The organism is Camelimonas lactis, from assembly GCF_004342915.1.
GTDB lineage: Bacteria > Pseudomonadota > Alphaproteobacteria > Rhizobiales > Beijerinckiaceae > Camelimonas > Camelimonas lactis.
Genome location: NZ_SLWL01000004.1, coordinates 193301 through 213068 on the forward strand (window position 1 = coordinate 193301; position 19768 = coordinate 213068).

14 protein-coding genes are annotated in these 19768 nt (G+C 67.0%); 6 read left to right on the plus strand and 8 right to left on the minus strand.

Going from position 1 to position 19768, the window contains the following annotated elements:
* Nucleotides 1-188 precede the first annotated feature (188 nt).
* From radA to EV666_RS06910, 4 genes are all read left to right on the plus strand, one after another.
* Complete coding sequence (radA, locus tag EV666_RS06895; protein ID WP_132005099.1) at nucleotides 189-1712, plus strand: DNA repair protein RadA; 1524 nt, start codon at nucleotides 189-191, stop codon at nucleotides 1710-1712.
* Between the two features lie 345 nt (nucleotides 1713-2057).
* Nucleotides 2058-2678, plus strand: coding sequence for a CvpA family protein (locus EV666_RS06900; protein WP_132005102.1), 621 nt, complete (start codon nucleotides 2058-2060; stop codon nucleotides 2676-2678).
* 278 nt (nucleotides 2679-2956) lie between these two features.
* Nucleotides 2957-4444: an amidophosphoribosyltransferase gene (gene purF / locus EV666_RS06905; protein WP_132005392.1), complete on the plus strand. Its 1488-nt coding sequence runs from the start codon at nucleotides 2957-2959 to the stop codon at nucleotides 4442-4444.
* 2 nt (nucleotides 4445-4446) lie between these two features.
* Nucleotides 4447-5232 (plus strand): SDR family NAD(P)-dependent oxidoreductase, encoded by a 786-nt coding sequence (locus EV666_RS06910; protein ID WP_132005105.1) that lies wholly within the window; start codon nucleotides 4447-4449, stop codon nucleotides 5230-5232.
* Between the two features lie 144 nt (nucleotides 5233-5376).
* On the opposite strand, the gene der is transcribed toward EV666_RS06910, so the two are convergent.
* The 4 genes from der to EV666_RS06930 form a co-directional block, all read right to left on the minus strand.
* Nucleotides 5377-6750: a ribosome biogenesis GTPase Der gene (gene der, locus EV666_RS06915; RefSeq protein WP_132005107.1), complete on the minus strand. Its 1374-nt coding sequence runs from the start codon at nucleotides 6748-6750 to the stop codon at nucleotides 5377-5379.
* Nucleotides 6751-6895: 145 nt separating this feature from the next.
* Nucleotides 6896-7648 (minus strand): tetratricopeptide repeat protein, encoded by a 753-nt coding sequence (locus EV666_RS06920; protein WP_132005110.1) that lies wholly within the window; start codon nucleotides 7646-7648, stop codon nucleotides 6896-6898.
* 181 nt (nucleotides 7649-7829) lie between these two features.
* Nucleotides 7830-8657 (minus strand): 3-methyl-2-oxobutanoate hydroxymethyltransferase, encoded by an 828-nt coding sequence (gene panB / locus EV666_RS06925; RefSeq protein WP_132005113.1) that lies wholly within the window; start codon nucleotides 8655-8657, stop codon nucleotides 7830-7832.
* A 94-nt stretch (nucleotides 8658-8751) separates the two neighbouring features.
* On the minus strand, nucleotides 8752-9321 hold the full coding sequence (locus EV666_RS06930) for an NnrU family protein (RefSeq protein WP_132005116.1): 570 nt from the start codon (nucleotides 9319-9321) through the stop codon (nucleotides 8752-8754).
* 341 nt (nucleotides 9322-9662) lie between these two features.
* On the opposite strand from EV666_RS06930, the gene EV666_RS06935 reads away from it, so the two are divergent.
* Nucleotides 9663-9914, plus strand: a complete 252-nt coding sequence (locus EV666_RS06935; RefSeq protein WP_132005119.1) for a GlsB/YeaQ/YmgE family stress response membrane protein — start codon at nucleotides 9663-9665, stop codon at nucleotides 9912-9914.
* Nucleotides 9915-10046: 132 nt separating this feature from the next.
* On the opposite strand, the gene alaS is transcribed toward EV666_RS06935, so the two are convergent.
* The 3 genes from alaS to cckA form a co-directional block, all read right to left on the minus strand.
* Entirely contained in the window at nucleotides 10047-12695 is a 2649-nt protein-coding gene (alaS, locus tag EV666_RS06940) for an alanine--tRNA ligase (protein WP_132005122.1), read from the minus strand.
* 277 nt (nucleotides 12696-12972) lie between these two features.
* Nucleotides 12973-14058, minus strand: coding sequence for a recombinase RecA (gene recA, locus EV666_RS06945; protein WP_132005125.1), 1086 nt, complete (start codon nucleotides 14056-14058; stop codon nucleotides 12973-12975).
* Between the two features lie 264 nt (nucleotides 14059-14322).
* On the minus strand, nucleotides 14323-16890 hold the full coding sequence (cckA, locus tag EV666_RS06950) for a cell cycle histidine kinase CckA (protein ID WP_132005395.1): 2568 nt from the start codon (nucleotides 16888-16890) through the stop codon (nucleotides 14323-14325).
* A 393-nt stretch (nucleotides 16891-17283) separates the two neighbouring features.
* Here cckA and EV666_RS06955 point away from each other — a divergent pair, with 393 nt between their 5' ends.
* The gene (locus tag EV666_RS06955) at nucleotides 17284-18951 is read left to right on the plus strand and encodes a flagellar biosynthetic protein FliO (protein WP_132005128.1); all 1668 of its coding nucleotides are present in this window, start codon (nucleotides 17284-17286) and stop codon (nucleotides 18949-18951) included.
* A gap of 170 nt (nucleotides 18952-19121) precedes the next feature.
* Here EV666_RS06955 and dksA read toward each other — a convergent pair whose 3' ends face one another.
* Nucleotides 19122-19541 carry an RNA polymerase-binding protein DksA gene (gene dksA / locus EV666_RS06960; RefSeq protein WP_132005131.1) on the minus strand — a complete coding sequence of 140 codons (420 nt, stop codon included), beginning with the start codon at nucleotides 19539-19541 and terminating at the stop codon, nucleotides 19122-19124.
* Between the last annotated feature and the right edge of the window lie 227 nt (nucleotides 19542-19768).

Sequence of the window (19768 nt, forward strand, 5' to 3'; positions counted from 1 at the left end):
GGCGACTGATCAGGCGCGATTATTCCCTGACCCGGCGTGCGCCAGGGACGCGGCGGCAGGCGCGCTTCCGCCAGGAAGCGCCTTTTCGCTGCGCCGCGTCTTGCCGCTGCGCCGCGCCTTGCCACGCTGGCGTGACGGATCATGCGCCAGCCCCTGATCTGGAAAACTTGCCCAGGAGTACCCGAGCCGTGGCCCGCGCCGTCCGACAGTTCATTTGCCAGGTCTGTGGCGCCTCCCAGCCCCGCTGGCAGGGAAAATGCGACGCCTGCAACAGCTGGAACTCGCTGGTGGAGGAAGGTTTGACGGCGCCGGTCAGCGGCGCGGCGTCCGGCCCCGCCTCACGCCGCAAGGGCCGCACCTTCCGGCTTGAGGGCCTGCAGGGCGACAGCGCCGAGCCGCCGCGCCTGCCCACCGGCATGGCCGAACTGGACCGGGTGACCGGCGGCGGCTTCGTGCGCGGCTCGGTGGTGTTGATCGGCGGCGATCCGGGCATCGGCAAATCCACGCTGCTGATCCAGGCCTGCGCCCAGCTGGCGCGCGGCGGCCACCGGGTTGTCTACATTTCCGGCGAGGAGGCCGTGGCGCAGGTGCGACTGCGTGCGGAGCGGCTCAAGCTGTCAGACGCGCCGGTGGAGCTGGCCTCCGAAACCAATGTCGAGGACATCATCACCACCCTCGGCCAGGGGCCGGCGCCCCGGCTCGTGGTCATTGATTCGATCCAGACCATGTGGACCGGAGCGATCGATTCAGCCCCTGGCACCGTCACCCAGGTGCGCGGCAGCGCCCAGAACCTGATCCGCTTCGCCAAGACCAGCGGCGCGGCGCTCATTCTGGTCGGCCATGTCACCAAGGACGGCCAGATCGCCGGCCCGCGCGTCGTCGAGCACATGGTGGACGCGGTCGCCTCCTTCGAGGGCGAGAGCGGCCATCATTTCCGCATTCTGCGCGCGGTGAAAAACCGCTTTGGCCCCACTGACGAGATTGGCGTGTTCGAGATGACCGGCCTTGGCCTGTCCCAGGTTTCGAACCCCTCGGCGCTTTTCCTCGCCGGCCGCGACGTCAACACGCCCGGCACGGCGGTGCTGGCGGCGATGGAGGGCACGCGGCCGCTGCTGGTGGAGGTGCAGGCGCTGGTGGCCCCCAGCGCCCTCGGCACGCCGCGCCGGGCGGTGGTTGGCTTCGATTCCAGCCGCCTGTCGATGATCATCGCCGTACTGGAGGCCCATGGCGGCGTCCGTCTTGGCCAGCACGACGTCTATCTGAACGTGGCCGGCGGCATGAAGATCACCGAGCCGGCGGCGGATCTGGCGGCGGCGGCGGCGCTGGTCTCATCGCTCTCCGGCTGCGCCCTGCCGCCTGACACGGCCTATTTTGGCGAAATCGGCCTCTCCGGCTCCATCCGCCCCGTGGTGCAGGCGACGACGCGGGCGCGCGAGGCGGCCAAGCTCGGCTTCAAACGTGTGGTTTCGCCGCCACTGGCGCAGGAAAAAACGACCGATGCAAAGTCCGCCGGCGAACGGGGCGACAGGCCGGCGGATCGCGATGCGCTGCGCGCCGACACTGTCTCGCACATCAGCGATCTGGTCGCGCAGATCGCCGCCGCCGGCCCAGGCAAACCGCGCGCGGCCAGCCCGCGTGAGAACGCGCGCGAGGGTCACGGCGCCAGGAGGGCGGAGCCATCGCGCAGCCGCCAGCCGGCCGACTGGGAGTAACGCGCCGGCCGGCGCCCACGGTCATCCAGGCCGCCCGTGATGTTGCCGGACGGGCGCCATGAATGGCGGGCGCGCGCATGAAGCCACCGGCATTTGTGTTGACCGGCCCTGTGGTATGGCGCATGGGAATGCCCGGACGTTCGCCTGGCCGGAGCCCAGGTTTTCCCCGCTGGATTGCCTCATCCATCGGGAAAAGACGGTTTCATGGATTGCGAACCCTTCCGACTGACGCGAAACTCTGTCCGGGAAACGGGAATTTTGCTTCGGTCACCTGATTGACGCATGTTCGCCGCGCGAAGTTCCTCCCCTTCGCGGCGGATGCTCTAACCGGATGCGGTGTCATTTATGCCAGTTTCGCTTCTTGACCTGATCGTTCTCGGGGTCGTCCTGCTCTCGGCGCTGCTCGCGGCCGTGCGCGGCGTCACCCGGGAGGTGCTCGCCATCGCATCATGGGCCATCGCCGCCGTGGCGGCGCTGATGTTGCACAAGCCGCTGCTGCCCATCGCCTCCCAGCACATTTCCAACCCCACGGTCGCGCTGGTGGCGACCATCGCCGTCATCTTCCTGGTGACGCTGGTGATCGTCTCGTTCATCACCCTGCGCATTTCCGATCTGGTGCTGGATTCCCGCATCGGCTCGATTGACCGCACCCTGGGCTTTGTCTTCGGCGTGGCCCGCGGCCTGCTGATCTGCGTCATCGCCTATATTTTCTTCAGCTGGCTGGTGCCGGAGAAGATGCAGCCGGACTGGGCGCGCGACGCCAGGCTGAAGCCATTTCTGGAAAATAGCGGCAAACAGCTCCAGAGCATGTTGCCGGAAGACCCCGAAGCCCTCATATCAAAGTATAAAAATCGCCAGAAGGCGACGGAAGGCGGCGCGGAAGCGCCTCCCGCGGAAGGCGAAAGCGCCAAACCCGCGCCTGTTCCGCCGCCAAACGCCGAAAAGCCGGCCGGTCAGACCAACTGACCTTCCGGCAGGCGTTGCGTGCTGCGGCGTCATGAAGGCATTGCCCTCGCGCCGCAATACCGCCAAAAGCTGGTGAGACATCCAGATATTCAACGACGGGATGGCCCTGCCGCCCCGTCGTTGAATGCTTTGTAACAACACGACGACAGCTGCCAGGCAGCAACCGGGAATTCTCCCGGGTTCCGGAGTGGTTTATGATGAGCGCCCCTGATTTCACCGACCATCGCCAGCGGACGCTGCGCGCGCCTTCCAGCGACGCCAGCCCACAGGGGGACAGCATGAGCTTCGAGGCGCCCCGGGATTTGCCCCAGCGCGATCCGCGTCATGACGATCTGGACGGCGACACGCTGCGTGAAGAATGCGGCGTGTTCGGCATCTACGGCCACCCGGAGGCGGCGGCGCTGACCGCCCTTGGCCTGCACGCCCTGCAGCATCGCGGCCAGGAAGCCGCCGGCATCGTCAGCTATGACGGCGAGCGGTTCCATTCCGAGCGGCGCATCGGCCTGGTCGGCGACAATTTCTCCTCGGCGAAAACGATCGAGCGCCTGCAGGGCGCGGCGGCCATCGGCCACGTGCGCTACTCGACCACCGGCGAAACCATCCTGCGCAACGTGCAGCCGCTGTTCGCCGAGCTGGAAGGCGGCGGCTTCGCCATCGCCCATAACGGCAACCTCACCAACGGCCTCACCCTGCGTCGCCAGCTGGTGCGCATCGGCGCCCTGTGCCAGTCGACCAGCGACACCGAGGTGTTCCTGCACCTGGTGGCCCACAGCCGCCGGCTGCGCTTCATGGACCGCTTCATCGACGCCCTGCGCCAGATCGAAGGCGCCTACTCGCTGGTGGGCCTGACCAACAAGAAGCTGATCGGCGCCCGCGACCCGCTGGGCATCCGCCCGCTGGTGCTGGGCGAGCTGGACGGCCACTACATCCTGGCCTCGGAAACCTGCGCCCTGGACATCATCGGCGCCAATTTCATTCGCGACGTGGAGAACGGCGAAATCGTCGTCATTTCCGACGAGGGCATCGAATCAATCAAACCGTTCCCGCCCCAGCCGGCGCGTCCCTGCGTGTTTGAGTACATCTATTTCGCCCGGCCCGACTCCATCGTGCACGGCCGCAGCGTTTACGAGGTGCGCAAGCGCCTCGGCGAAGAGCTGGCCCGCGAGGCGCCGGCGGAGGCGGACGTGGTGGTGCCGGTGCCCGATTCCGGCGTGCCGGCGGCCATCGGCTACGCCCGCGCCTCGGGCATTCCCTACGAGCTCGGCATCATTCGCAACCACTACGTGGGCCGGACCTTTATCCAGCCAACCCAGACCGGGCGCGAAACCGGCGTGCGCATGAAGCACTCGGCCAACCGCGGCGTGGTCGCCGGCAAGCGCATCGTGCTGATCGACGATTCGATCGTGCGCGGCACCACCTCGGTCAAGATCGTCAAGATGATGCGCGACGCCGGCGCAAAGGAAGTTCACTTCCGCATCGCCTGCCCGCCCATCAAATTCCCCGACTATTACGGCATCGACACGCCGGAGCGCGAGAAGCTGCTGGCCGCCACCCATTCCCTTGAGGAAATCCGCCGCTACATCGGCGCCGACAGCGTGGCGTTCCTGACGGTCGACGGCGTCTACCGCGCCACCGGCTATGAGGGGCGCGATCCGGTGACGCCGCAGTTCACCGACCATTGCTTCACGGGCGACTACCCAACGCCGCTCGCCGACATCACCGGCGAGGCGCCGCGCCAGCTCTCCCTCCTCGCCGAAGCAGGTTGACCATGACGACAGTGAACCAGCCGGCGGCCGGCCACCCGGCGACAGGGCCGTCCCTCGCCGGACGCCTTGCGCTGATCACGGGCGCGTCGCGCGGCATTGGCCGCGCCCTCGCCCTCGCCGTGGCCCGGGAAGGCGCGCATGTCATCGCCGTGGCCCGCACCCAGGGCGCGCTGGAGGAGCTGGACGATGAGATCCGCGCTGCTGGCGGCGCGGCGACGCTGGTTCCCCTCGACCTCACCGACTATGACGGCCTCGACCGGCTTGGCCTCGCCATTCACGAGCGCTGGGGCAAGCTCGACATCATGGTCGCCAACGCCGGTTCGCTCAATCCGCTGGCGCCGCTTGGCCATGTCACGCCCAAAGAGTTCGACACGGTCATGGCGGTGAACGTCACCTCCGTGTGGCGGCTGATCCGTTCGATGGAATCGTTGCTGGCGGCCTCCGACGCCGGCCGGGCGGTGTTCCTGTCCTCCGGCGCGGCGCACAAGTGCCTGGCTTATTGGGGGCCCTATTCCGCCTCCAAGGCGGCGGTGGAGGCTCTGGCGCGCACCTATGCGGCGGAAACGGCGACGACCCCGGTGAAGGTCAGCATCGTCAACCCGGGCCCGCTACGCACCCGCATGCGCGCCGCGGCCATGCCCGGCGAAGACCCGCTGACCCTGCGCACGCCAGAAGACCTGGCGCCGCACATCCTGCCGATGCTGCGTCCCGACTGGGAACATAGCGGCCTGATCTATGATTTTCCGCAGGATACGCTGCTGCGCCCGCAGATGCCGGCGAAGATTTAAGTTTCTTCTGCTTTCAGACAAATAAAAACCCGGGCCAGAGCCCGGGTTTTTATTTGTCTGAATTCGTGACCGGACGGGACATCGCCCTCTCCAGCCAGACGGCCAGGAAGCGCGCCAGGGATGGCCGGCGATGCGCCTCTCCCGTCAGCGCTTTTTCTTCTTGCCCTCGAACGGATTCGACCCCGTGCGCAGGGACAGGCGGATCGGCGTCCCTGGCAGATCAAAGCTCTCGCGCAGGCCATTGACCAGATAGCGCGTGTAGGAGTTGGGCAATTCGTTGAGCTGGTTGCCGAACAGGGCGAAGTGCGGCGGCCGCGCCTTCACCTGGGTCATGTAGCGGATCTTGATGCGGCGCCCGGAAACAGCCGGCGGCGGATGGGCCTCGACGGTCTCGCCCAGCCACTGGTTGAGGCGGGCCGTGGAAATACGGGTGTTCCAGACCGCGTGCGCCTTCATGACCGCCTGCATCAGGCGGTCAACACCCTCGCCGGCGAGGCCGGAGAGGGGCACGACCGGGCACCCCTTCACCTGCGGCAACAGCCGCGCCGCCTTCTCGCGCAGTTCGGCGAGCAGGCCCGGCTGATCGGACACCAGGTCCCATTTGTTGAGGCCAATGACGAGGGCCCTGCCCTCGCGCTCGACCAGATCAACGATGGTCAGATCCTGCTTTTCGAAGGGAATGGTCGCGTCCAGCAGCACCACCACCACATCGGCGAATTTGGTGGCGCGCAGGCCATCCGCCACCGACAGCTTCTCCAGCTTGTCGTCGATGCGGGCGCGCTTGCGCAGGCCGGCGGTGTCGAACAGCTTGACCTTCTGACCGCGCCACGCCCACTCCAGCGAAATGGAATCACGGGTGATGCCGGCCTCGGGGCCGGTGAGCAGACGGTCCTCGCCGAGCATGCGGTTGATCAGCGTCGACTTGCCAGCGTTGGGACGGCCGACGATGGCGATGCGCACGGGCTTGTCGACCATCTCCGCTTCCGGATCGAAATCCGGATCAGCCTGCTGCTCCGCCGCGTCCGGCAAGGCCAGCATCAGCGCCTCCAGCAGGCCGCTCATGCCCTCGCCGTGCTCGGCCGACACCGGCACCGGATCGCCAAGCCCAAGGCCAAACGCCTCATAGGAGCCTTCCAGCCCGCGATTGCCCTCCGCCTTGTTGGCGAGCACGATCACCGGCTTGCCGGAACGGCGCGCCAGATCGGCGAACGCCTTGTCGGAGCCGGTGAGACCAACGCGGGCGTCCATGACGAACAGGATGGCGTCGGCGTCATCCACCGCCGCCTCGGTCTGGGCGCGCATGCGTCCGGTGAGGCTGTCCGCGTCAGACTCCTCCAGGCCGGCCGTATCAACGACGCGGAAATGGAAGTGGCCGATGCGCGCGTCGCCCTCCCGGCGATCCCGCGTCACGCCGGGCTGGTCGTCGACCAGCGCCAGCTTCTTGCCGACGAGCCGGTTGAACAGGGTGGACTTGCCGACATTCGGCCGCCCGATGATGGCGACCAGGGGAAGGGTCATGATGGCGCGCCGGCGGTTGGGCGTTCTGCGGCGCGACGATCCGCCAGCACGCGAGAAACGCGGTTACAAAAATGGCTTATGGGTCCCGCCATGGCGGGACCCGGTTACAGGGCGCCAGTGTGGCGCGAGAAAACTGGCGAAGGTCTTAACGCGGCGCCGGGCCGCCGGAAGGCCGGGCCGGCGTCAGCTGCGGCTGCGGCGCGTTGAACAGGGATGGCGAATCGGCTGCCGGCGCCGCCGCGGCGATCACGGGACCGGCGGCGGCCAGTTCCATGAATAGCTGGGCGCGGCGACGCAGGGACTGCGGCGCCTCACCGTCGACGGCGACCTGGGCGAACCAGCGCCCCGCCTCTTCCAGCTTGCCAGCCTTCATCCAGGCAAGACCAATCAGCTCGCGCGCCTGATTGCGCCAGACGTGATTGGGAGCGGCAAGACCCTCCAGACGTTTCACGATCGCCTCCGGCGACGCCATGTCGACGTCGATGGTGGCGGCGCGGATGCGCGCCATATCCCGCAAGGCGGGATCCAGCGAACTGTCAGCCGCCAACGCATCGAACGCGGCGATGGCCGCCGCCTTGTCCGTGGCTGCTTTCTGGCTGGCAAGGCGGAAGCGGGCCAGCGTCCTGTAACCGCCCGCCGACTGACCCGCAATGGCCTCAAGCGCGCGGACGCCCGCGGCCGCGTCGCCGCCATCGCGAAGCTGTTTCACCGCCTGCTCGAAGGCGACGCCGGCGTCCGCAGCCTGTTGGGAGGCGCGATATTCCATGAACCGCCAGCCGCCGACGCCCAGAATGACAACCAGGGCGACGACCGCCGCCACGCCGCCATAACGGCGCGCCAGGTCGGCGGCGCGGTCGCGCCTGAGGTCCTCATCGATTTCGCGGAAGATATCGCTCATCTGGCTCGCGGTCCGGTGTCAAAAGGAAACATCCTGGCGGCCTGGCGGCCCCCGGGAGTCGCCAGCATTTCTTTCATTCTGGCGGAAGCTGAGGCCTTAACACAGACGGTCGCGTTAAGCGACCCCGGCGCTTCCTGGCCGGGGCCGGACCATCAGATCAGGGGCGCCCCGCGCTTCGCCTTCAGCTTTTGGCCTGCTTCTTGGGATAGGTGTGCTCTTTCGCCGGGAAAGCGCGCGAGCGCACCTCATCGGCGTAGGCCTCCACGGCGCTGGCGATGGCCGGGCCGAGATCGGCGTAGCGCTTGACGAACTTCGGCACCCACGGGCTGAGGCCCAGCATGTCCTCCAGCACCAGCACCTGGCCATCGCAGGCGTTGGAGGCGCCAATGCCGATGGTCGGCACGTCGATATCGGCGGTGATCTTGGCGGCCAGCGGCTCCGCCACCGCCTCGATCACGATGGCGCTGGCGCCAGCCCCGGCAATGGCCCGGGCGTCCGCCTCGATCTCCGGCCAGTCAGCCTCGTCGCGACCGCGGGCGCGGAACGAGCCGAAGGTATTGATGGACTGGGGGGTCATGCCGATGTGGCCGATGACCGGGATGCCGCGCCGGGTGAGGAAGGCCACCGTCTCGGCCATCAGCACGCCGCCCTCCAGCTTGACGGCGCCGCACCCGGTTTCCTTGATGATGCGCGCGGCGGAGCGGAACGCCTGCTGCGGGCTCTCCTCATAGGAGCCGAACGGCATGTCAACGGTGACCAGCGCCCGGGACGAGCCGCGCATCACCGCCAGGCCCTGCAGGATCATCATATCCAGCGTCACCGGCACCGTGGATGGCAGGCCATGCATCACCATGCCGAGCGAATCGCCGACCAGGATCATGTCGCAGAACCGGTCGAGCAGGCCGGCCGTGTGTGCGTGATAGGAGGTGAGCGACACGATCGGCTCGCCGCCCTTGCGCGCCCGCAGATCCGGAGCCGTGATGCGCTTGATTTCAGATTGAAGTGACATGGAACCAGCCTCGCAACAAACGGGATGAGCTCGGGCGCCACGGACAGGGGATCGCGCGGCAGGGGCAGCGGCGGAACGTCAGTCCGCGTCTGTCTCAGGACAGCAGGGGAACACCGATCAGCAGGGCGTGCAGACGGGTAAGCATCAGCGCCCACAGCGCCACGCCGCCCACAACGGCGGCCGCGTCCGCAACCCATGACGGGTTGGCGACGACGGCCCGCTCGCCATGGCGTTTCGCGGCGATGCGCGCCAGCACCGCCCAGACCAGGAAGGAGCCGAACAGCAGAATGCCGCCCAGATCGCCATTGGCGAGCAGATGCGCCAGGGCCCAGAACTTGATCGCCGCCAGAATGGGGTGGCCAAGACGCGCCTTGATGTAGCCAGGCAGAAAGCCGGCGATGAGCAGGATGAACACCGGCAAATTAATGAGAAACGCCAGGTGGCGCGTCCAGACCGGCGGATGCCACAGCTGGATATAGCCGGCCTCACGGTAGTCGTGGAAACCCCAGACGATGAGCACGAGACCGGCGAGGGCCAGAAAGCTGACGACGCCACGATAGCCCATCATGCCCCACGAAGCGCGCAGACGGTCGCGCAGTCCCCGGGCGATGGCGGGGACATGAGCGGCGAAGAACAGGATCAGACCTGCAACCAGCTTGAACATTCAGCCTCCGGCGAACCGGCCCCCTGTCGAAAGCATGATCACGGCGCGCGCCGCCCGAATGCCGCCGCCAACGCCGGGTTCTGGTCCCGCGGACAGGGACCGACGCGCCAGCGCGCTCCAGAACAAAACCGCATACTGTTTAAAGCACCAACCTGATCGCGCAACCCTGCTCGCGGAAGCTTTCTTGCGCGCCCGCCCGGTTTGCGGGACGATTGGTTGTCAAAATCCGCCCGACTTTGATGGGGGGCGGCGTTCTGGCGAAAAACATCGCCGCGCTGCTGACGCATGCAACCAAAAGCTGCGACCGGACGTTGACTGGTCACATGGAAGGAGCGCTTGCAATGGAAACTGCCCAGATTGGCTGGATCGCCGCCATCATCGTCGGTGGCTTCGCCGGTTGGTTCGCTTCAATGTTCATGAAGAGCGACACCGGCGTTCTGCTGAATATCGTGCTCGGCATCGTCGGCGCGGCCGTCGCCAACCTGTTGCTGGGCCTGGTCGGCGTGGGGCTTGGCGGCTGGCTTGGCTATCTGATCGCCGGTTTCATCGGCGCCTGCATCCTGATCGCCATCGCCCGGGCCGTGCGACGATAAGGGCGTCGGGCGACAACGCCCTCGCAGCCATGGCCGTCAGCTGAACAAAAAAGGCCTGGATGCACGCATCCAGGCCTTTTCCAGCTCCCAACTTTCCCGGCCCCTGATCAGGCGGCGAAAATCGCGTCAGACTCAGGCGGCAATGACGCTTTCGACCGCCTTCAGGGCCGCATCGGCGGCCGCGCCGTCCGGGCCACCGGCCTGGGCCATATCCGGGCGACCGCCGCCGCCCTTGCCGCCAAGCGCGGCCGAACCGGCGCGCACCAGGGTGACGGCGTCAAAACGCGCAACCAGATCCGGGGTGACGCCGACAACGATGGCGGCCTTGCCATCATCGGCGACGCTGACCAGCGCCACCACGCCGGAACCCACCTTCTTCTTGGCGTCGTCCACCAGACCCTTCAGGTCCTTCATTTCAACCCCAGCCACGGCGCGGGCGAAATACTTCACGCCATTGACCTCGCGCACCGCCTCTCCGTCGCCGGAGCCGCCGCCCATCGCCAGCTTCTTGCGGGCGTCGGCCAGATCGCGTTCGAGCTTGCGCTTCTCGTCAAGCAGGCTCTCAAGGCGGCCCGCAGCCTCATCGACCGGCGTTTTCAGCAAGGCCGCCAGATCGCGCAGGCGCGCGCTCTCCCCGGCGAGGTGACGGCGGGCCGAGGCGCCGGTCAATGCCTCGATGCGGCGCACGCCGGCGGCGACGCCGCCTTCCGCGACCACCGTCACCAGGCCGATGTCGCCGGTGCGCTCCACATGGGTGCCGCCACAAAGCTCAACGGAGAAATCATGGTTGGCGCCGTCGAGCGTCCGCCCCATGGAGACAACGCGGACCTCATCGCCGTATTTCTCGCCAAACAGGGCGCGGGCGCCGGACTCGATCGCCTCATCCACGGCCATCAGGCGGGTGACCACCGGGCTGTTCTGAACGATGACGTCGTTGGCGATATCGGAAATCTTCGCCAGTTCTTCCGGGGTGATCGGCTTGGGATGGCTGATGTCGAAGCGCAGGCGCTCGGGCGTCACCAGCGAGCCCTTCTGGGCCACATGGTCGCCAAGAACCAGGCGCAGCGCTTCATGCAGCAGATGCGTGGCCGAATGGTTGGCGCGAATGGCGCGACGACGGTCGTGATCGACCTGCAGTTCGGCCGCCTGGCCAATCCGCAATTCGCCTTCCTCGACCGTCACATCATGCACGAACAGGTCGCCGAGCTTTTTGGTCGCGCCGGTAATCCGGGCGCGGAAGCCGGCCCCGGACGCCACGCCCTCGTCGCCGACCTGACCGCCGGATTCGCCATAAAACGGCGTCTGGTTGAACACCGCCTGCACGGTTTCGCCGGCGCGCGCCACATCAATTTCGGCCCCGTCGCGCACCAGGGCGACAACACTGCCCTCGGCCTGCTCAGTGTCGTAGCCCAGAAACTCGGTGGCGCCGACGCGTTCGCGAATACCGAACCACACGCGATCGGTGGCGGCCTCGCCGGAACCGGACCAGTTGGCGCGGGCCAGTTCACGCTGGCGCTGCATGGCGCTGTCGAACGCTTCGGTATCGACGCCAACGCCGCGGGCGCGCAGCGCGTCCTGGGTCAGGTCGAGCGGGAAGCCATAGGTGTCATAGAGCGTGAACGCAGTCTCGCCGGAAAGGCGATCGCCTTCGCGCAGGTCGCGGGTCTCGTCCTCAAGGATGGCGAGGCCCCGCTCAAGCGTGCGGCGGAAGCGGACCTCCTCCAGGCGCAGCGTCTCGGTGATCAGCGCTTCGGCGCGGCCCAGTTCAGGGAACGCCTCGCCCATCTCCCGCTTCAGCGCCGGGAACAGCCGCCACATGAGCGGCTCGCGGGCGCCGAGCAACTGGCCATGACGCATGGCGCGGCGCATGATGCGGCGCAACACATATCCCCGCCCCTCGTTGGACGGCAGCACGCCGTCTGCGATCAGGAACGAGCAGGCGCGCAAATGGTCGGCGATGACGCGGTGACTGACCCCCTGGGGGCCATCGGGATCGACGCCAGTCAGATTGGCGACGGCCATGATGAGCGCCCGCATCATGTCGGTGGCGTAGTTGTCGTGCGTGCCCTGCAGCACCGCCGAAATCCGCTCCAGCCCCATGCCGGTGTCGATGGAGGGCCGCGGCAGGTTCAGCCGCTCGCCGGGGGCCACCTGATCGAACTGCATGAACACGAGGTTCCAGATCTCGATGAAACGATCGCCGTCCTCGTCCGGGCTGCCGGGCGGTCCGCCGGGAATGTGCGGACCATGATCGTAAAAGATTTCCGAGCAGGGGCCGCATGGGCCGGTGTCGCCCATCATCCAGAAATTGTCCGACGTGGGGATGCGGATAATCTTGCTGTCAGGCAGGCCTATCTTGCGCCACAGGCTGTGCGCTTCGTCGTCTTCCGAATAAACGGTGACGAGGAGCTTGTTCTCCGGCAGGCCGAACTCCTTGGTAACCAGGTTCCACGCCAGTTCAATGGCGTTTTCCTTGAAATAGTCGCCGAAAGAGAAGTTGCCCAGCATCTCGAAGAAGGTGTGATGGCGGGCCGTGTAACCGACATTGTCGAGATCGTTGTGCTTGCCGCCGGCGCGAACGCATTTCTGCGAGGACGTCGCCCGCACGTAAGGCCGCTTCTCCGCGCCGGTGAACACGTTCTTGAACGGAACCATGCCGGCGTTGGTGAACATCAGCGTTGGATCGTTCCGGGGAACGAGCGGGGCCGACGGCACGACTTCATGGCCGTTCCTGGCAAAGTAATCGAGGAAGGTCGATCGAATTTCGTTGACGCCGCTCATCAGAAACACGCACTCGGGACAGATGCAGGACAGCCGGTCGCCGCCCCTTCAGCACACGTCTTCTAGTGAGGCGACGCGCCCTTGTCGAGATTGGAAACCGGGGCGATACGCCAACGGCTCACATGCAGCCGGCAATCCGCCGCCAGGGGCGGGGAGAGCGTGGAGCCTCATGAGCGCAGAGCCTCGCGGGAACCATGCCGGCAATGACCATGCTGGCGGCCGGTCCTGGCGGAATAAGACGGAAACGCCGGCGGATCATCATCCGCCGGCGTCAGGATCAGGCTTCGCCCTCATCCAGTTCATCGTCTGAAGGCTCGATATTCTCCAGAATACGCTCGGCGAGGAGGCCTGCATTCTGGCGGATGGCTGCCTCGATGCGGTCGGCGATCTCCGGGTTTTGCCGCAGGAATGTCTTGGCGTTTTCGCGCCCCTGCCCCAGACGCTGGCTGTCGTAGGAGAACCAGGCGCCTGACTTGTCGACGATGCCGCCCTTGACGCCCAGATCGATCAATTCCCCAAGCTTGGAAATGCCCTCGCCATACATGATGTCGAATTCGACCTGCTTGAACGGCGGCGCCACCTTGTTCTTCACCACCTTGACGCGCGTCGAATTGCCGGTGACCTCATCACGATCCTTGATCGCGCCGGTCCGGCGAATGTCGAGGCGGACCGAAGCATAGAACTTGAGCGCGTTGCCGCCCGTCGTGGTCTCCGGCGAACCGTACATCACGCCGATCTTCATGCGAATCTGGTTGATGAAGATGACCATGGTGTTGGAGCGCGAGATGGAGCCGGTGAGCTTGCGCAGGGCCTGGCTCATCAGGCGCGCCTGGAGACCAGGCTGCACCTCGCCCATCTCACCTTCGATCTCGGCGCGCGGCGTCAGGGCCGCCACCGAGTCGATGACCAGCACGTCGATGGCGCCGGAGCGCACCAGGGTATCGGCGATTTCGAGCGCCTGCTCACCCGTGTCCGGCTGGGAAATCAGCAGGTCATCCAGCTTGACGCCCAATTTGCGGGCGTACACCGGATCCAGCGCATGTTCGGCGTCGACGAAGGCGCAAACACCGCCCTTTTTCTGGGCCTCGGCGATGGTGTGCAACGCCAGCGTGGTCTTGCCGGACGATTCGGGGCCATAAACCTCGATAATGCGACCACGCGGCAGGCCGCCAACGCCCAGGGCGATATCGAGCCCGAGAGAACCGGTGGACACCGTTTCAATCTCGACGGGGCGGTCGTTCTTGCCAAGGCGCATGATGGAGCCTTTGCCAAACGACCGCTCGATCTGGGAAAGCGCTGCGTCGAGCGCCTTTGTCTTGTCCATGGAGGAACCTTCAACGAGCCTGAGCGCGGATTGCGACATTGTCCTGTCCCTTATGGCACGACGCGTCGGACGGCTTCAACGCGTTGTTTGTACTCTCTATGTTCCATGTAGCATGTTCGATATATGTTCTCAACTTCATATTGATGAAAAAGGCATTTTTCCTGCAAACGTCCATCACGTAAGGGCACGGGCGGCGGGATGGGGCAATCTGGCGCCGACATCGCGGCTGCGCCAGATTCGGGCCCAGCATCGCGGCGTGAAGCATGGATGTTTTCGCCCACGCGTCGCCGCCTGGCCCGGCTTTTACTCCATTTGCACCTTCACCGCCTCGATGAGTTGCTTGAGACTGAAGGGCTTGGGCAGGAAAACGAACGCTTCCCCTTCGGGCAGGTTCTTGCGGAAGGCGTCCTCGGCATAGCCGGACACGAACACGATGCGCGCCTGGATATCGCGGGCGCGCAGCTCGCGCAGCAGTGACGGACCATCCATCTCCGGCATGACCACGTCGGAGACGACCAGATCCACTGGTTCGCCGCGCTCCTCGAGCAGGGCGATCGCCTCGCGGCCAGACGCAGCCTCCAGCACCGTATAGCCGCGCGTGGACAGGGCGCGGGAAGCAAAGGCGCGCACGGCTTCCTCGTCCTCCACCAGCAGGATGACGCCGCGACCGGTGAGGTCCGCCGCCGGCTGGCGGGCGGCGGCTGTTCCCCCCGCCTTCGCCGGCGGCTCCTCCGCCATATGGCGCGGCAGGAAGATACGGAAGGTGGTGCCCTTGCCGGGCTCGCTGTCGCACAGGATGAACCCGTCCGTCTGCTTGACGATGCCGTACACCGTCGACAGGCCAAGGCCCGTGCCCTTGCCAACCTCCTTCGTGGTGAAGAAAGGCTCGAATATCTGGACCAGAACGTCTGGCGGCATGCCCACGCCGGTGTCGCTCACCTCGATCATCACGTAGTCAGCGGCCGGCATGCTGTCGTCATAACCGCGCGCCTCGGCCGCCGTGACATTGCTGGTGCGGATGGAAACCTTGCCGCCGTCCGGCATCGCATCACGCGCGTTGACGGACAGGTTCATGATGACCTGCTCGAACTGGTTGATGTCGGCCTTGACCGGCCAGATGTCGCGTCCGTGGTGCACGTCAAGGTCGACCCGCTCGCCCAGCAACCGCTTGAGCAGCAGGGAAACGTCCGCCAGCACGTCGCCGACCTGCATCACCTGGGGGCGCAGGGTCTGGCGGCGGGAGAACGCCAGCAGGTGCCGCACCAGGGCGGCGGCGCGGTTGGCGTTGCCCTTGATCTGCATGATGTCCTGGAAGGAGGGATCGGTCGGGCGGTGCTTGGCCAGTAGCAGGTCGCTGAAGCCGATGATGGCCTGCAACACGTTGTTGAAGTCGTGCGCCACGCCGCCGGCGAGCTGGCCGATGGCGTTCATCTTCTGGGCCTGGGCGAACTGCGCCTCAAGGGCCCGCTGCTCCGTGGTGTCGAGCGCATAAATGATCGCCGCCTCGCCCTCGCCTTCAGCGTCATCAACGCTGCTCACATAGAACCGCGCCGAGCGGCCGCCATCGCCGGCGATCTGGGCGTCAAACGGCGCAACCTCCTCCTGTCGCGCGGCGGCGCGCAACGCCGCTTCAAGCTGGGGCGCGTCCTTTTCCGCCACAATGCCGTTGACGCCGCCGGCGACCACATCGGCCGGGAACAGGCGCGAGAACGACGCGTTGCACTGCAATATGGCGCCGTCGCCGCCAATGGTGGCGATGGCGACCGGCGTATTGTTGAAGAACCGGGCGAAACGCACCTCCGCCTGGCGCTGCCCGTCGGACGCCGCGCCAACGGACGGACGGCCGGACGAGCGGTTGAGCACCAGGGTGCGCGACGGCAGGCGCTGCCCGTCTTCGCTCACCGGAGCGCGATGCATCACGCGCACCGGGAGAATGTGGCCGTCGCGGCGGCGCAGGTCGAGATCAAGCGTCTCGGTTCCATTCGCGCCGTCTCCGGCCGCCGGCGCGGCGAGCAGTTGCGCCGCGGCGCCGCGGGCCACAATATCATCGAGCCGTGTCCCGCCAGCTCCGGCGCTGGCCAGATCGATCCCCAGCCAGCCGGCGAGCGTCGCGTTCATGTACCCGATGTCGCCGTCGCCTTCGATGGACAGGAAACCGGCCGGCGCCTGATCGAGAAAATCGATGGCGTGCTGAAGTTCCTGAAACATCCGCTCCTGCCGGTCGCGATCAGCGGTGACGTCGGTCACGGTCCACAGCAGGGGCGCCTTGCGGCCGGCGCCGAGCAGGCGGGCTTCCACCCGCCGCCAGGAAGCCTGACCGGATGCGCCAGCTTCTCGATTGGCGCCGCCCGAAGCGGCGGCGGGAAACCGAAGCTCGTCATGGGCGGAGCGGCCCAGCCTGGCGGTTTGCGCCAGCCGGTACAGGGCCTCGCTGATCTCCGGCGCATGGCGCGACGCCCTCTCCAGCGAAGCAGGCTGGTCGCCCTCCGCGCCGATGAGTTCGCGCCAGGCGCCGTTGCACCAGATGACGTCGCCGTGGCTGTCCGCCACCGCGTGGCCCGCTGGCGAGCCATCGACGATGGCCCGGGCGAGGCGCGTCGGGCGCGACACGCCGCGCGCCAGCTGGAAGAAGCCCACGGCGAAACCAAACAGGGCAAAAATGCCAATCACCGCCAGGACGGCGAGCAAGCCGGTGACCAGGGCGCGCGCTTCTGCCGGCGCGAGGGTCGCCAGCCAGACAGCCGTCGCGATGAACGCCATGGAAAAAAGCAGCAATGGCAAGGCCACGCCATGGCCCCGCCAGACGTTCCGCCGTTCGCTGGCTGCGTTGGGACCACTGGCGTCCTGCGCCTCCGTCGCGGTTTGCGCCATGCGTGTTCGGAACAGTGAACTGGTCATCGACGTCCTGACAATCGCTTCCGCCGCGGCAGCGTGGCCCAGCCGCCATCTGGCTGCCGCCGCCCGCGCCTGCCGCCAGAAGCAGGATCGCGGATGAAATGGCAACGTCCCCGCGGCCATTCATGCGCAGCCAGCGCAACAGATGGTGAGGCGCGCGCCGCCTGAAGTTAATCCGTGCGTTCACCTTAAGCGAAGAAGCCTGCCGAAAGGTTCACGATTTCTGCCTTTGCACGCGAATCCTGGTTGCCCGTCTGTCAACCGTCGATTAACCCTGATCATGAAAAACTGCGCTTCACGTATGTTGTCGCCACACGGTTCGCCGGTTTGCGACAGCAATCGCCCGAATAACCGACGTCCGGAACAGAAATGACAAACGCCGCGCAATTCCTGTTAGCCTTCATCATCATCCTCGTGGTGGTGATGATCCTCGCTTTCGTGCTGCGGCGCATTACGTCGGGGCGCAAACGCGCCGCCGCCCAGGGGCCGCGGTCGCGGCAACCCCGCCTCGGCGTTGTGGATGTCTATGATCTTGATGACCAGCGCCAGCTGGTGCTGGTGCGGCGCGACCATGTCGAACATCTGGTGATGATCGGCGGCGCCTCCGACGTTGTGATCGAAAGCACCATTATCCGGGGCGAAGGACGACGCAGCGCGCCGTCAATCACCACTGACCCTGCGGAATCCAGCGAGCCGTCCGACGCCGGTCGCGGCGAAGCGCGTCAGGACGAGGCGCGGCCGCAGCCGCCGCGCGCGCCCGAGCCGCGTAGCGAAACGCGCCTGCCAAGCGTCGATCACCTGCTTCGCCAGGGCGCCCCGGCGCCGGAAGCGGCCCCAGCTACGGCGCCCGCCATCCCGCCCGCCACCCCGCCCTTGGCCGCGCCTGCCCCTGCCCGGCCGGCCGCCGCCCCGACGTCCGCCCCGACGTCCGCCCTGGCTTCGTCGTCCGCGCCGGCCCCAGGAGCCACAACCGGGGCCCCAGCGGCGGCCCCGGCCGCAACGGCCCGCCCTGTCCCCACGCCGCAGGCTCCGACGCCGCCAGCGCCTGACGTGCGCGCGCCCGCCCAACCGCAACGCCCGGCGCCCGCTGTCGCCCAACCGGCGGGTCAGCGACCGGCTGGCGCGCCGACGCCCACGCCGGCCAGGCCGCCGGCAGCTCGCCCCGTGGCGCCGGGGTTCAACCCGCCCCCGGGCGTGCGCCCGCCGGCCAGCGGACCAGCGGCCCCGGTCGCGGCTCGCGCCCAGACCCAGCCGGCGGGCCGCCCTGGCTTTGGCCCGGCCCCGACATCCACTCAACCCGGCCAGCCGGCCGCGCCCCAGCGTTTCCAGCCGGCGCCCCAGGCTCCGTCCAGGCCCCAGGCGACGCCCCAGCCGGCCTCTCCCCAGTCGTCCGGCGGCGCGCCCACGGAGGCCACGCCGGCTGCGGCGCCCGCCACCTCCAGCGCGCAGCCCGCGCGACAGACCGTCGACCCGCGCGTGCTGAACGACATGGAGCGGCAGTTGCAAGATGCGCTGCGCAACCCGCCGTCGCAGGCGTCGGCTTCCCAGCCGGCGAAGCCCGCCGCGCCGCAACCGGCCGCGAGCCCGTCCACCGCAGCGCCGGCGGCTGAAACGCCATCGCCGCGCGCCATGAGTTCGCTGGCGTCCCTTCGCCTTGACCTCGCCGGTTTGCGCCCCACCTCGTCGCGACCGGCGCCCGCCAGCGAACCCGCTCCGGCGGAAACTGCGAAACCGGATGTTCCGGCAACGCCAAAGCAAGGGCAGCCCGATCCGGTTGCCGAAAAGGCCGCCGCCCCGGTTTCAACCCCTGTTTCAAAAGTCGATCTGCCTGACCTGTCGTTTGACCTGCCAGAGGGTAAACCGGCGGCGACCGCGAACACTCCCCCGGCCCCGGCTGCGCCGGCAGCGCAGGGCAAAGCCGATCGCCCCGCTGGCGAGAAGGCTGATGACAAGCCGGCGCTTGATCCCCTGTCGCCCGAGGCGATCGAGGCCGAGTTCGCCCGCCTGCTGGGCCGCTCACCGCCCCGGAAGAGCTGAAACCATTCCTGACATTGCATGTGATCCAAAAGAAAAGGCCGGGTAAAAACCCGGCCTTTTTCATTGATCTCTTTTCAGCCATCTGGCCGGTCCGCGGGCAACAGGCCCTGTCAGCGCGACGCGCGGAAGCCGCAAACGGGCCGCCGCCTGGGCGCTACAATGCGACGCGGTCAGTCGTCCCGGTGCACCCGCTCATTCCGCTCGTGCCGCTCCTGCGCTTCAAGCGACAGGGTCGCGATCGGCCGCGCCTCCAGCCGCTTCAGGGAGATCGGTTCGCCGGTTTCCTCACAATAGCCATACGTGCCGTCTTCGATACGCTGCAGGGCGTCGTCAATCTTGGAAATCAGCTTGCGCTGCCGGTCACGCGCCCGCAACTCGATCGCCCGGTCCGTTTCGGATGAAGCCCTGTCGGCCACATCGGGATGGTTTTCGTTTTCTTTTTGCAACGTCGCCAGGGTTTCCCGGCTTTCCCTCAGGATCTCGTCCTTCCAGTCAAGCAGCTTGCGCCGGAAATACTCTCTTTGGCGCTCCCCCATGAAGGGCTCGTTTTCGGATGGCCGGTATTCCGCGCTTATCGTTACGTTCGCCATAGCCGCTGTTCTCTCCTGGGCCCGTGTGAGCACGTTGCCGGATCAAAAATCCGGTCTTCCCTGGGCGCATGCAGGCAGGCTGTATAGACGCTGCGTGACGCCGCGACAACGCATCCGTTCGCACAAGCGTCATAACAAATGACATTCTGGCGCGTTCCCGTTGAGCGTATTCGGTTTTCGCAAAAGCCAGCGACCGCCCTGACCTGCGGTCCAGCCGGCGGGCGGCG